This window comes from Streptomyces sp. SAI-135 (assembly GCF_029893805.1).
Classification (GTDB): Bacteria; Actinomycetota; Actinomycetes; order Streptomycetales; family Streptomycetaceae; genus Streptomyces.
Window position 1 is genome coordinate 2,729,596 of sequence record NZ_JARXYP010000002.1, and the last position, 12,631, is coordinate 2,742,226.

Annotated in this window: 12 protein-coding genes; 5 read left to right on the forward strand and 7 right to left on the reverse strand. The window is 68.8% G+C overall.

Annotated features, from left to right (window positions below; all coding sequences use genetic code 11):
• Window positions 1-20: 20 nt before the first annotated feature.
• Window positions 21-641 carry a heme-copper oxidase subunit III gene (locus M2163_RS16845; protein WP_280851960.1) on the reverse strand — a complete coding sequence of 207 codons (621 nt, stop codon included), beginning with the start codon at window positions 639-641 and terminating at the stop codon, window positions 21-23.
• Window positions 642-786: 145 nt separating this feature from the next.
• Here M2163_RS16845 and M2163_RS16850 point away from each other — a divergent pair, with 145 nt between their 5' ends.
• Window positions 787-1,188 (forward strand): response regulator transcription factor, encoded by a 402-nt coding sequence (locus M2163_RS16850; RefSeq protein ID WP_031058202.1) that lies wholly within the window; start codon window positions 787-789, stop codon window positions 1,186-1,188.
• Between the two features lie 94 nt (window positions 1,189-1,282).
• Here the strand turns inward: M2163_RS16850 and M2163_RS16855 are convergent, their stop codons facing one another.
• The 4 genes from M2163_RS16855 to coxB all read right to left on the reverse strand — a co-directional run bounded on the left by M2163_RS16855 (window position 1,283) and on the right by coxB (window position 5,770).
• Window positions 1,283-2,545, reverse strand: a complete 1,263-nt coding sequence (locus M2163_RS16855) for an Ig-like domain-containing protein (protein ID WP_280851959.1) — start codon at window positions 2,543-2,545, stop codon at window positions 1,283-1,285.
• A 131-nt stretch (window positions 2,546-2,676) separates the two neighbouring features.
• Window positions 2,677-3,075 (reverse strand): cytochrome c oxidase subunit 4, encoded by a 399-nt coding sequence (locus M2163_RS16860; protein ID WP_031058197.1) that lies wholly within the window; start codon window positions 3,073-3,075, stop codon window positions 2,677-2,679.
• Window positions 3,072-4,814 (reverse strand): cytochrome c oxidase subunit I, encoded by a 1,743-nt coding sequence (ctaD, locus tag M2163_RS16865; protein ID WP_280851958.1) that lies wholly within the window; start codon window positions 4,812-4,814, stop codon window positions 3,072-3,074. Before ctaD ends, M2163_RS16860 begins: the two co-directional genes overlap by 4 nt.
• Entirely contained in the window at window positions 4,811-5,770 is a 960-nt protein-coding gene (gene coxB / locus M2163_RS16870) for a cytochrome c oxidase subunit II (protein WP_280851957.1), read from the reverse strand. Before coxB ends, ctaD begins: the two co-directional genes overlap by 4 nt.
• Window positions 5,771-6,036: 266 nt before the next feature.
• On the opposite strand from coxB, the gene M2163_RS16875 reads away from it, so the two are divergent.
• Window positions 6,037-7,398 (forward strand): cysteine desulfurase/sulfurtransferase TusA family protein, encoded by a 1,362-nt coding sequence (locus tag M2163_RS16875; protein WP_280894346.1) that lies wholly within the window; start codon window positions 6,037-6,039, stop codon window positions 7,396-7,398.
• 4 nt (window positions 7,399-7,402) lie between these two features.
• Here the strand turns inward: M2163_RS16875 and M2163_RS16880 are convergent, their stop codons facing one another.
• On the reverse strand, window positions 7,403-8,377 hold the full coding sequence (locus tag M2163_RS16880) for a carbohydrate kinase family protein (protein WP_280851955.1): 975 nt from the start codon (window positions 8,375-8,377) through the stop codon (window positions 7,403-7,405).
• A 202-nt stretch (window positions 8,378-8,579) separates the two neighbouring features.
• Here M2163_RS16880 and M2163_RS16885 point away from each other — a divergent pair, with 202 nt between their 5' ends.
• Together M2163_RS16885 and M2163_RS16890 are read left to right on the forward strand one after the other, a co-directional pair.
• The gene (locus M2163_RS16885; protein WP_280851954.1) at window positions 8,580-8,789 is read left to right on the forward strand and encodes a hypothetical protein; all 210 of its coding nucleotides are present in this window, start codon (window positions 8,580-8,582) and stop codon (window positions 8,787-8,789) included.
• 177 nt (window positions 8,790-8,966) lie between these two features.
• Window positions 8,967-10,736: a hypothetical protein gene (locus M2163_RS16890; protein ID WP_280894347.1), complete on the forward strand. Its 1,770-nt coding sequence runs from the start codon at window positions 8,967-8,969 to the stop codon at window positions 10,734-10,736.
• Window positions 10,737-10,817: 81 nt separating this feature from the next.
• On the opposite strand, the gene M2163_RS16895 is transcribed toward M2163_RS16890, so the two are convergent.
• Window positions 10,818-11,174 carry an iron-sulfur cluster assembly accessory protein gene (locus tag M2163_RS16895; protein ID WP_020137379.1) on the reverse strand — a complete coding sequence of 119 codons (357 nt, stop codon included), beginning with the start codon at window positions 11,172-11,174 and terminating at the stop codon, window positions 10,818-10,820.
• A gap of 254 nt (window positions 11,175-11,428) precedes the next feature.
• On the opposite strand from M2163_RS16895, the gene nadA reads away from it, so the two are divergent.
• Window positions 11,429-12,613, forward strand: coding sequence for a quinolinate synthase NadA (nadA, locus tag M2163_RS16900; protein ID WP_280851952.1), 1,185 nt, complete (start codon window positions 11,429-11,431; stop codon window positions 12,611-12,613).
• The last annotated feature ends 18 nt before the right edge of the window (window positions 12,614-12,631 follow it).

A 12,631-nucleotide genomic window follows, 5' to 3' on the forward strand; every position in this document is an offset into this window, starting at 1 on the left:
GATGTCGGGAGCGGGCCCGGCTACTTGATCATGTAGATCGTGGCGAAGAGGCCGATCCAGACCACGTCGACGAAGTGCCAGTAGTAGGACACGACGATGGCCGCGGTCGCCTGCTCGTGGGTGAACCTCTTGGCCGCGTAGGTACGCCCGAGAACGAACAGGAACGCGATGAGGCCGCCCGTCACGTGCATGCCGTGGAAGCCGGTGGTCAGGTAGAACACCGAGCCGTACGGGTCGGAGGAGAGCGAGAGCCCGTCCTTCTTCACCAGCTCCGTGTACTCGTAGATCTGACCGCCGATGAAGATCGCGCCCATGATGAAGGTGATGATGAACCAGCCCCGGAGCTTCTTCACGTCACCGCGCTCGGCGGCGAAGACGCCGAGCTGGCAGGTGAGGGAGGAGAGCACCAGGATCGTGGTGTTGGTCGCCGAGAACGGGAAGTTCAGGGCGTGCGCCATTTCCTTCCAGTGATCAGGACCCGTCACCGATCGCAGGGTGAAGTACATCGCGAAGAGGGCCGCGAAGAACATCAGCTCGGAACTCAGCCAGATGATGGTTCCGACGCTGGTGAGGTTCGGTCGGTTGACCGACGGGTGCGCGTGCCCGGTTGTCTCTGTCGTTGCTGTCGCCACGACCGACATTATGTCGGTCGCTTATCCCGCCCTCACCCCGGGGGGTGCCGTTCGGAGTGTCTTGCTGGTCCGTACCGGTGTTGACGTGGTGTTCAAGGGAGTAGCATCCGGCCCAACGGGCCTGTCCTTACGACGCTGACGTCACGGAGGAACAATGCAGCCGACCGCCACGGTGCTGGTCTACAGCGACGATTCCAACACCCGCGAGCAGGTGCGGCTCGCCGCCGGACGGCGACCGGCCCCGGACGTTCCGTTGGTCGAGTTCCTGGAGTGCGCCACGCCCGCGGCGGTGCTGAAGGAGCTGGACAAGGGCGGGATCGACGTCTGTGTCCTGGACGGGGAGGCCGTGCCGATGGGGGGCATGGGCCTGTGCCGGCAGATCAAGGACGAGGTGTTCGACTGCCCGCCGGTGCTGTTGCTGATCGGGCGGCCGCAGGACGCGTGGCTGGCCACGTGGAGCCGGGCGGAGGGGGCGGTGACCCATCCGGTGGATCCGGTGGAGTTCGCCTCGGCGCTGGCTTCTCTGCTGCGGGACCGGAAGGCCTTGAGCGCCTAGGAGCACGGGGGCGTCGGTTCATCGGCGGCTTCGGGCCCCTTGTGGCTGGTCGCGCAGTTCCCCGCGCCCCCAGGTGGGCTCCCCTGGCGTGTCTCTAAACACTTTCCGGTCGCAGCCTTGCCGTCTGGTCCGCACTGGGAGCGTCCGGTGTGCCCTTGAACAACGCGCTGCCCTCGCGCCACTTCTTCCAGTCCACGTTCCAGTCGCCGAAGCCGTTGCCGAAGGGCTCCATCGTGTCGCCCTCGGAGTTGACGACCTGGACGACGTCGCCCTCGCGGACGGTGTCGAAGAACCACTCGGCGTTCGAGGTGCTCATGCCGGTGCAGCCGTGGCTGACGTTGGCGTAGCCCTGGGAGCCGACCGACCAGGGGGCGGCGTGCACGTACTCGCCGCTCCAGGTGACGCGGGTGGCGTAGTACACGGGGAGGTCGTACGACTCCGAGGAGCCTTCGGCGATCCCGATGCTGGTGCCGCGCATACGTACGAAGTACTCCTTGCCCAGTACGACCTTGACGCCGTTGCGCGTGTCGAAGCCGGGCTTGCCCGTGGTGACCGGGAGCTCCTTGATGACCTCGCCGTTCTTGTAGACCTTCATCGAGTGTGACGAGGCGTCCGTCACCGCGATCACCCGGTCGCCGGTGGTCAGCTTCAGGGCCTTGCCCTTGCCGCCCCAGAGCCGGTCGCCGATCTTGATGCCCTCCAGGTCGCTGCGGACCCGGATGGTGGCGTGGGCGGGCCAGTACTCCCTGGGCCGGTAGTGGAGCTCCTTGTCGTCCACCCAGTGCCAGGCGCCCGGTGCGGCGGGCGCGGACTCCACCCTGAGGGCGCGCTCGACGACGGCCCGCTGGGCCTTGTCCTTGACGGGTCTGTCCAGCTTGGCGGTGATGGGCTGGCCGACGCCGTACGTGCCCGACTTGGGACCGAAGGTGACGTTCAGGCGCTTCTTGCCGAGCGGTCTGCTGGTGTCGAAGTCCAGGACCTTGCGGCCCGGGGCGCCGTCCTCGTCCTCGGTGCTCACCCGGACCGTGTAGTGGGCGTTCGCGGCCAGCGGGGAGGTGCTGCGCCAGCGGGTGCCGTCGGCGGAGAGTTCGCCCGCCACACGGCGGCCCGTGGCGTCCGTGGCGGTGACGTCGGTGATGCGGCCGTCGTCGTCATCGGCGGTGACCTCGAGCGGCTTGTCGGGGTCGGCCTTCTTGCCGTCGCCCGTGGGCGCGTTGAAGGCGATCTGGTCCGCGGCGTCGTACGGCGTGGCTGCCAGCGGGTTCCCGTCGGACCCGCAGGCGGCGGCGCTCGCGCCGAGGGCGATCACCAGCAGCGTGCAGCCGACGACGGTGCGGGTACGCGGTGCGTGGTTCATGACTTCACGCTAGGAACGCACGTCAAGAACGGCACGCCGGGTGACTCGTACGAGGGATCCCGATTGCGGCAAACGCAGGAGCCCGGACGCTCCTGACGGAGTGTCCGGGCTCCTGGTGAGCTCGGTTCGTGCTACTGCGTGCGGTTCTCACCGCGGTAGTACTCGAAGACCCAGCCGTAGAGGCCGACCAGGATCACCGGCAGCGAGAAGTACAGCAGCCACCAGCCGATCGCGACCGACAGGAAGGCGAGGGCGCCGCCGAAGCCGAGCGCGAGCGGCTGCCAGCTGTGCGGGCTGAAGAACCCGACCTCGCCGGCGTCGTCCGCGACGTCGGCCTCCTTGTTGTCCTGCGCGCCGGCGTCCACCCGCTTGGCCGTGAAGCCCAGGTAGAAGCCGATCATGATGGACAGGCCGAAGGCCAGGAAGAGCGCGGTGGTACCGGCCGGCTCCTTCGACCACACGCCATAGACGATCGCCATGGCGAGGATGAAGATGCTCAGCCAGAAGAACATCCGTCCCTGGATCTTCACTTCCCGGCCTCCTTGCCGCCGTTGCCGGCCAGAGCCTTCTCACCGTGACCGGCGTTCTCGAGCTGGTCGAGCGCGGCGATCTCCGGGTGGTGCAGGTCGAACGCCGGGGATTCGCTGCGGATCCGCGGCAGGGTGAGGAAGTTGTGGCGCGGCGGCGGGCAGGAGGTCGCCCACTCGAGCGAGCGGCCGTAGCCCCACGGGTCGTCGACGCCGACCGGCTTGCCGTACTTGGCCGTCTTCCACACGTTGTAGAGGAACGGCAGGATCGACAGGCCGAGCACGAACGAGCTGATCGTGGAGATCGTGTTCAGGGCGGTGAAGCCGTCGGCCGCCAGGTAGTCGGCGTAACGACGCGGCATGCCCTCGGCGCCCAGCCAGTGCTGGACCAGGAAGGTGCCGTGGAAGCCGATGAACAGCGTCCAGAACGTGATCTTGCCGAGGCGCTCGTCGAGCATCTTGCCGGTGAACTTCGGCCACCAGAAGTGGAAGCCGGAGAACATCGCGAAGACGACGGTGCCGAACACCACGTAGTGGAAGTGCGCCACCACGAAGTACGAGTCCGAGACGTGGAAGTCCATCGGGGGCGAGGCCAGGATGACACCGGTCAGACCACCGAAGGTGAAGGTGATCAGGAAGCCGGTGGCCCAGAGCATCGGGGTCTCGAAACTCAGGGACCCCTTCCACATCGTTCCGATCCAGTTGAAGAACTTCACGCCCGTCGGTACGGCGATGAGGAACGTCATGAAGGAGAAGAACGGCAGGAGCACACCGCCGGTGACGTACATGTGGTGGGCCCACACCGTCACGGACAGACCCGCGATCGCGATGGTCGCCGCGATCAGACCCATGTAGCCGAACATCGGCTTGCGGGAGAAGACCGGGATGACCTCGGAGATGATGCCGAAGAACGGCAGGGCGATGATGTACACCTCTGGGTGGCCGAAGAACCAGAAGAGGTGCTGCCAGAGCAACGCTCCGCCGTTGGCCGCGTCGAAGATGTGTGCCCCGAACTTCCGATCCGCCTCCAGCGCGAACAGCGCGGCGGCGAGGACGGGGAAGGCGAGCAGGACCAGCACCGCGGTCAGCAGCACGTTCCACACGAAGATCGGCATACGGAACATCGTCATGCCGGGCGCGCGCATGCAGATGATCGTGGTGATGAAGTTGACCGCACCGAGGATCGTGCCGAAGCCGGAGAAGGCCAGACCCATGATCCACAGGTCGGCGCCGACGCCCGGGCTGCGGACCGCGTCCGACAGCGGGGAGTAGGCGAACCAGCCGAAGTCGGCCGCGCCCTGCGGGGTCAGGAAGCCGCCCACCGCGATCGTCGAGCCGAACAGGTAGAGCCAGTAGGCGAACATGTTCAGCCGCGGGAACGCCACGTCGGGCGCGCCGATCTGCAGCGGCATGATCCAGTTGGTGAAGCCGGCGAACAGCGGCGTCGCGAACATCAGCAGCATGATCGTGCCGTGCATCGTGAACGCCTGGTTGAACTGCTCGTTCGACATGATCTGCAGACCCGGCCGGGCCAGCTCGGCGCGCATGAAGAGCGCCATCACGCCGCCGATCAGGAAGAACGCGAACGACGTGACCAGGTACAGCGTCCCGATCGTCTTGTGGTCAGTGGTGGTGAGCCACTTGATGACCACACTGCCGCGGTTCTGGCGCCGGACCGGCAGCTCGTCCGTGTAGTGGGACCCTGCTGCCGCGGCACCCTGGGGTTCGTTGAGGATGCTCACAGGTTCGTCGTCTCCCGGTCCTTCTCATGGGCGGTCTGCTCGATGCCCGCGGGAACGTAACCGGTCTGCCCCTTCTTCGCGAGGTCCTTGAGGTGCTGCTCGTAGCGCTCGGGGGAGACGACCTTCACGTTGAACAGCATCCGGGAGTGGTCGACGCCGCAGAGCTCGGCGCACTTGCCGAGGAAGGTGCCCTCCTTGTTGGGGGTCACCTCGAAGGCGTTGGTGTGGCCCGGGATGACGTCCTGCTTCATCAGGAACGGCACCACCCAGAAGGAGTGGATGACGTCACGCGAGGTGAGGACGAAGCGGACCGTCTTGCCCTTGGGGAGCCAGAGGGTCGGGCCGGGGTTGCCGGTCTGCGGGTTCCGCGTGGCCGGCGTCCCGAAGTCGTAGACACCGCCCGCGTTCGCCGGGAAGTCGTCCTTGAACCGGGTCGGAATCGCGTCCAGGTTCTTGTCCGTCTTCGCGTCGCCCGTGGAACCCGCGACGGGCGCGACGTAGTTGAAGGCCCAGCTCCACTGGTAGCCGACGACGTTGATGGTGACGTCGGGCTGCTTCTTGAGGCTGAGCAGCTTCGACTCGTCGCGGGCCGTGAAGTAGAAGAGGACCGAGACGATGACGAGCGGAACCACCGTGTACAGCGCCTCGATGGGCATGTTGTACCGGGTCTGCGGAGGTACCTCGACCTTGGTGCGGCTGCGCCGGTGGAAGATGGCGCTCCAGATGATCAGACCCCACACCAGCACGCCGACGGCGAGCGCGGCAGCCCAGGAGCCCTGCCACAGGGAGAGGATCCGCGGAGCCTCTTCCGTGGTCGGGGTGGGCATACCAAGGCGGGGGAAGTCCTTGTATGTGCAACCGGTGGCGGTCGCCAGGACCAGGCCCGCGGTCATTGCCTGCAGCAGCTTCCGCCGCATCGGGCGCCGCGGCGAGCGGTCGGAGCCGTTGGGACTCACGTAGCGCCTTCCCGAGAGTCTCGCCCGCGCGGTTGGCTGCGGCCTGCCTGCTTCGGTGGTCGGTCGCCGCCCTGCGTCGGGCAGGGGTTTGGATGTTTATGCGGACCAAACCCTAGCCGACGCCCTCCGGGGGTTCAGCGGGAGGGGGGCCTACTGGGTCGGGGGTTCGCTGGTTTGGCGGCCGCAGGTGCGTTGTGGCTGGTCGCGCCCCGCGGCGGAGCCGCTATGGATACAGCCCCGCGCCCCTGGGGAGTTAGCGTTGGCGTGTGTCTTACTTCGACGCTGCTTCCAGTGCTCCGCTCCATCCCGTAGCTCGTCAGGCCCTGTTGGCCTCATTGGATGAAGGGTGGGCCGATCCCTCGCGTCTCTACCGGGAGGGGAGGCGGGCTCGCATGCTGCTGGACGCCGCCCGGGAGGCTGCCGCCGAAGCCGTGGGGTGTCGTCCTGACGAGCTGACATTCACCTCGTCCGGGACGCGGGCCGTGCACAGTGGGATCGCCGGGGTGATGGGCGGGCGTCGGCGGGTCGGACGTCACCTGATCGTGTCAGCGGTCGAACACTCCTCGGTACTGCATTCGGCGGAGTTGTTCGAGATGACCGAGGTGCCCGTGGACCGCACGGGGGCTGTCCGTGCGCAGTCCTACGGCGATGCCCTGCGCCCCGACACCGCCCTGGCGTGTCTCCAGTCGGCCAACCACGAGGTGGGGACCGTGCAGCCGGTGGCCGCGGTGGCCGCGGTGTGCCGGGAGGCCGGGGTGCCGTTGCTGGTGGACGCGGCGCAGTCGCTCGGGTGGGGGCCGGTCGAGGGCGAGTGGTCCCTGCTGACCGCGAGCGCGCACAAATGGGGTGGCCCGTCGGGGGTCGGCCTGCTCGCCGTCCGGAAAGGTGTCCGGTTCTCGCCCCGAGGACCGGCCGACGAGCGGGAGTCGGGGCGGGCACCGGGCTTCGAGAACCTGCCGGCGATCGTCGCGGCGGCGGCCTCGCTGCGGGCGGTGCGGGCCGAGTCGGCCCAGGAGGCGGCACGGCTGCGGGAGCTGACGGCGCGGATCCGGGCACGGGTTCCGGAGCTGGTCGCGGACGTCGAGATGGTCGGGGATCCGGAGCGGCGGCTGCCGGGGATCGTGACCTTCTCCTGTCTCTATGTCGACGGGGAGACCCTGCTGCACGAGCTGGACCGGGCGGGTTTCTCCGTTTCCTCCGGGTCGTCCTGCACGAGCAGCACGCTGACGCCGAGCCATGTGCTGAAGGCGATGGGCGTGCTGAGTGAGGGGAATGTGCGGGTGTCGTTGCCGTTCGGGGCGGTCTCCGAGGAGGTCGACCGGTTCCTGGAGGTGCTGCCGGGGGCGGTGGCGGCCGTACGGGAGAAGCTGGGAGCCCCCGCGCCGACGACCGCGGTCCACGAGGACGCCCTCGTCGTGGACGCCCTGGGCAAGCGCTGCCCGATCCCGGTCATCGAACTGGCGAAGGTGATCGGTGACGTGCCGGTGGGCGGGACCGTCCGGGTCCTGTCGGACGACGAGGCGGCCCGCCTGGACATTCCCGCCTGGTGCGAGATGCGGGAGCAGGAGTACGTGGGCGAGGAGCCGGCGGACCGGGGTTCCGCTTACGTGGTCCGCCGGGTCTCCTAGCCGGTCACTTGAGGTGCGTACGGACCTCTTCGGCGGCCTCGTCGCCGTACGCCTTGGTGAAGCGCTCCATGAAGTGGCCCCGGCGCAGCCGGTACTCCTGGGTCCCCACGGTCTCGATGACGAGCGTGGCCAGCATGCAGCCCACCTGGGCCGCCCGCTCCAGGGACACGCCCCAGGCGAGCCCGGACAGGAAGCCGGCGCGGAACGCGTCACCGACGCCCGTGGGGTCGGCCTTGCGCTCCTCCTCCGGGCAGCCCACGACGATCGGCTCCTCGCCGACGCGGTCGATCCGCACGCCCTGCGCCCCGAGCGTGGTGACCCGGTGGCCGACCTTCGCGAGGATCTCCTCGTCGGACCAGCCCGTCTTGGACTCGATGAGCCCCTTCTCGTACTCGTTGGAGAAGAGGTAGGTGGCGCCTTCCAGCAGGATCCGGATCTCGTCGCCGTTCATACGGGCGATCTGCTGGGAGAAGTCCGCGGCGAACGGGATGTTCCGGGACCGGCACTCCTCGGTGTGGCGGAGCATCGCCTCGGGGTCGTCGGCGCCGATGAGGACGAGGTCGAGGCCGTCCACGCGGTCGGCGACCGTCTTGAGCTCGATCTGGCGGGCCTCGCTCATCGCGCCCGTGTAGAAGGAGCCGATCTGGTTGTGGTCGGCGTCGGTGGTGCACACGAAGCGGGCGGTGTGCAGGGTCTCGGAGATCCGGACGGACGCGGTGTCGACGCCGTGCCGGTCCAGCCAGGCGCGGTACTCGTCGAAGTCGAAGCCCGCGGCGCCGACGAGGATCGGCTCGGTGCCGAGCTGACCCATGCCGAAGGCGATGTTCGCCCCCACACCTCCCCTGCGGACGTCGAGGTTGTCGACCAGGAAGGAGAGCGAGACCGTGTGCAGCTGGTCCGCGACGAACTGGTCGGCGAAGCGGCCGGGGAAGGTCATGAGGTGGTCGGTGGCGATGGAGCCGGTGACTGCGATACGCACGGCGAGGCTCTCCAGAGAAATGAAGGGGGGCGCGATAGCGCTCGTTGGAAGGGTGGTGGCGGGAGACGGGAGGGCGTGTTGACGGTTAACGCTATCCGGTCCGTATGGAGTACTGCGAGGCGACCGACGGCGCGATGAAGCAGGTAAAACTACCCGATAGTAGATCTTTCTTCACAGCCTCCGGCGTGCATACGGTTCCGTCATGACGAACCTTGAGCTGTACGCGTCCGTCCCGGCCGACCTGGACGGGGACCTCGCCTCGCTGCGGGGCGACTGTGCCCGGATGGCCCCGCACTGGGCGGTTCCCGACCGGATCGTCGCGCTGCCGGTCTCTCCCTCCCTCATCCACGGTGTGACGGTCCCCGAGGGGTCCGCCCGGCTGCTGGAGGCGATGTCGGAGTACGGCGACTGAGCCACGCGGCCGAGTCACGGCGCGTGCGTCGGCGCGTTCGAGGGAACCGCGCGCTCCCCCGCTGCGTCCCATCGCCGTCCCCCGGAAAGGGGATGCGGGATACGACCCGTCGGCCGACTTTTTTGACAGGGTCGGGTCAGGGTCGAGGGACAGTTGCGCAGCAGAAGGAGCGATGCGGTGAACACCGAGCGACCCGACAACAACGACCCCGGCGAGGCCTCCGGCGGCGGGGACGCGAGCGCCGCAAAAGCGCATGGTGCCGGTGAAGCCGCCGGTGAGGCGAGTGCCGCGGAGGAGCGGGGTGCCGAGGTCTCCGGTGCCGAGGAGGGCTCGGAGGGGCACACCGAGGAAGTCGCCGGGGAAGGTTCGGGCGGGCACGCCCAGGGAGTCGCCGACGCCGACACGGACGACTCCCCGGCCTCCCCCGCCTCCGCTGACGCCCCGTCCGAGCGCGACGAGCTCCCCGACTCCGAGGTCCCCCGGCAGGAGGAGGACGGCGGCCCCCGCCCGGCGGCCCGGCACCGCTCCCCCGTCGTCATCGCCGCCGTGGCCGCCGCCGTGCTGGTCGTCGGTGGCGGTGGGGCGTACCTCGCCACCAGCACTGCCGGGGGGTCCGGTGGCGGTACGACCTCCGGAACGTCCGGTGACGGCACTCCGCCGCCTCTCGCGCTCGACGGCTACGGCGTGAGCGGTGGCTCGGGCAACGGGATCGCGCCGGGGGAGCCGAATCCGTACGGCGCGACCTACCGTGTCGACGGCAGCCTCCCGGACGGGCCCGGCTCGGCGCCCGTCTACCGAGTGCGGGGCCAGGTCACCGAGGACGAGGTGACGCGGCTGGCCCAGGCACTCGGGGTCGAGGGGACGCCGGTGGCGCAGGGGCAGGTCTGGCGGATCGGGGCCAAGGACGGCTCGGGGCCGAGTCTCCAGGTGAACCGGCAGGCGCCGGGCGCGTGGACCTTCCAGCGCTACTCCCCCGTGATCGACGACTGCAAGAGCGCCACCGTGTGCGGGGCCCCCAGCGGCCGTCCGGTGAGCGAGGCGGTCGCGGAGAAGGCCGCCGCGCCGGTGCTGAAGGCGCTGGGCCAGGGCACCGCGAAGCAGGACGCGAGCCAGGCCATGGGCGCCCAGCGGATCGTGAACGCCGATCCGGTCGTGGGCGGACTGCCCACGTACGGCTGGGCGACCGGCGTCACCGTGAACGGGCAGGGTGAGGTGGTCGGCGGCACCGGCCAGATGAAGGCGCCGGTGAAGAGCGACACGTATCCCGTGCTGAGTGCCGAGAAGACGCTGGGCCTGCTGAACAAGGTGCCCGTGGTCGACCACCGCATGGGCATCGGCGGCTGCGCCAGCCCCGTACCGCTGAAGGACCGGCTGGAGGCGCCCTGCGGGGAGTCGACGGCGAGTGGGGCGAGGAGCGCGCTCACCGTGGAGAAGGCGGTGTTCGGGCTGGCCTCGCACTTCGTGGACGGCCGGCCGGCGCTCGTGCCGTCCTGGCTGTTCGAGGTGCGGGCGACGGGCGCCGCGGACGCCTTCACGGTGACCTACCCGGCCGTGGACCCGAAAAACCTGGCCTCTCCGCGGACCGCGACGCCGACCGCGTCCGCCTCTCCCACCGCGCCCTCCGACCGGCCGACCTCCGCGCCGAAGACGCGTGACGTCGAGGTGGACGGCTACACGGCCGAGGGCGACGAGCTGACCGTGAGCTTCACGGGCGGGGTGTGCGGGGACTACGCCGCGGCGGCGAGCGAGAGCGCGGACGAGGTGAAGGTCACGGTGACCTACACGCCGTGGCCGGACAAGGTCTGCATCATGATCGCCAAGGAGATGCAGAAGACGGTGCCGCTCGACGAGCCGCTCGGCGACCGCACGGTCGTGGGCTCGGACGGCCGGGACATCCCGCTGAAGAAGGCGGGGGCACGGCTGCCGGAGACCTCCGGGGCCCGGTAGCTCCCGGACACGAGAAGGCGGCGGCCCCCGTCAAGGGGGCCGCCGCCTTCTTGTCGCTCAGGACCGGTGCGAACTCCGGGCTCAGCTGAAGGAGTCGCCGCAGGCGCAGGAGCCGGTCGCGTTCGGGTTGTCGATCGTGAAGCCCTGCTTCTCGATGGTGTCCACGAAGTCGATGGACGCGCCGCCCAGGTACGGGGCGCTCATGCGGTCGGTGACGACCTTGACGCCGCCGAAGTCCTTGACCACGTCGCCGTCGAGCGAACGCTCGTCGAAGAAGAGCTGGTAACGCAGGCCGGAGCAGCCGCCGGGCTGAACGGCGACGCGCAGGGCCAGGTCGTCACGGCCTTCCTGGTCGAGCAGGGCCTTGACCTTCGCCGCGGCGGCGTCGGACAGGATGATGCCGTCGGTGACGGTGCCGGTCTCGTCCGATACGGACATCTACATCTCTCCCGGGTTGTACGGAGACTGCTTGCCGACTGGTGCAACCGGCAAGGCCGCGGATTCATTCCGGGCCGGACGCCGGTTTTTCGGCGCCTTCTTCATGCTCGCACACGCGACGGGGAGCGGAAAACGGCTCATCCGCCGTTCTTCGGGATTCACGTCACATCGACGCAATGACCATCGTCAAAGTGACGTGAACCGGGTTATGATAGATAACGTCAGTTCGACGAAAAGTAGAAAGGGTGCGTGTCGTGACCACCGCCCAGACCACGGAGCTCGACGTACAGCCGACTCCGCTCGCCCTGTTGCTGCTCGGCCGCGAGGCCGACCCGAGGAGCGAGCGGGGCGTCGAGTGTCCCGGCGATCTGCCCTCGCCGTCCGACCCCGACCTGGTCGAGCGCGCCCGCGCGGCCAAGGAGAAGCTCGGCGACAAGGTGTTCGTCCTCGGCCACCACTACCAGCGTGACGAGGTCATCCAGTTCGCCGACGTCACGGGCGACTCCTTCAAGCTGGCCCGGGACGCGGCCGCGCGCCCGGAGGCCGAGTACATCGTGTTCTGCGGTGTGCACTTCATGGCCGAGTCCGCGGACATCCTCACGTCCGACGACCAGAAGGTGGTCCTGCCCGACCTCGCCGCCGGCTGCTCGATGGCCGACATGGCGACGGCCGAGCAGGTCGCCGAGTGCTGGGACGTGCTCACCGAGGCCGGCGTGGCCGAGCAGGTCGTGCCGGTGTCGTACATGAACTCCTCCGCGGACATCAAGGCGTTCACGGGCAAGCACGGCGGCCTGATCTGCACGTCGTCCAACGCCAAGCGCGCCCTGGAGTGGGCCTTCGAGCAAGGGGAGAAGGTCCTCTTCCTTCCCGACCAGCACCTCGGCCGCAACACCGCGGTGCGGGACATGGGCATGTCCCTGGAGGACTGTGTCGTCTACAACCCGCACAAGCCGAACGGCGGTCTGACCGCCGAGCAGCTGCGGGACGCCAAGATGATCCTGTGGCGCGGCCACTGCTCGGTGCACGGCCGCTTCTCGCTGGAGTCGGTGGAGGACGTCCGCGCCCGCATCCCCGGGGTGAACGTGCTGGTGCACCCCGAGTGCAAGCACGAGGTCGTGGCCGCGGCGGACTACGTCGGCTCGACGGAGTACATCATCAAGGCGCTGGAGGCGGCCCCGGCCGGCTCGAAGTGGGCCATCGGCACGGAGCTCAATCTCGTACGGCGCCTCGCGAACCGTTTCGCCCCCGAGGGCAAGGAGATCGTCTTCCTCGACAAGACGGTCTGCTTCTGCTCGACCATGAACCGCATCGACCTGCCCCACCTGGTCTGGACCCTGGAGTCCCTGGCCGAGGGCAAGCTGGTCAACCGGATCGAGGTCGACAAGGAGACCGAGGCGTTCGCCAAGCTGGCCCTGGAGCGGATGCTGGCACTGCCGTAGCACCGCACCCGTACCCGC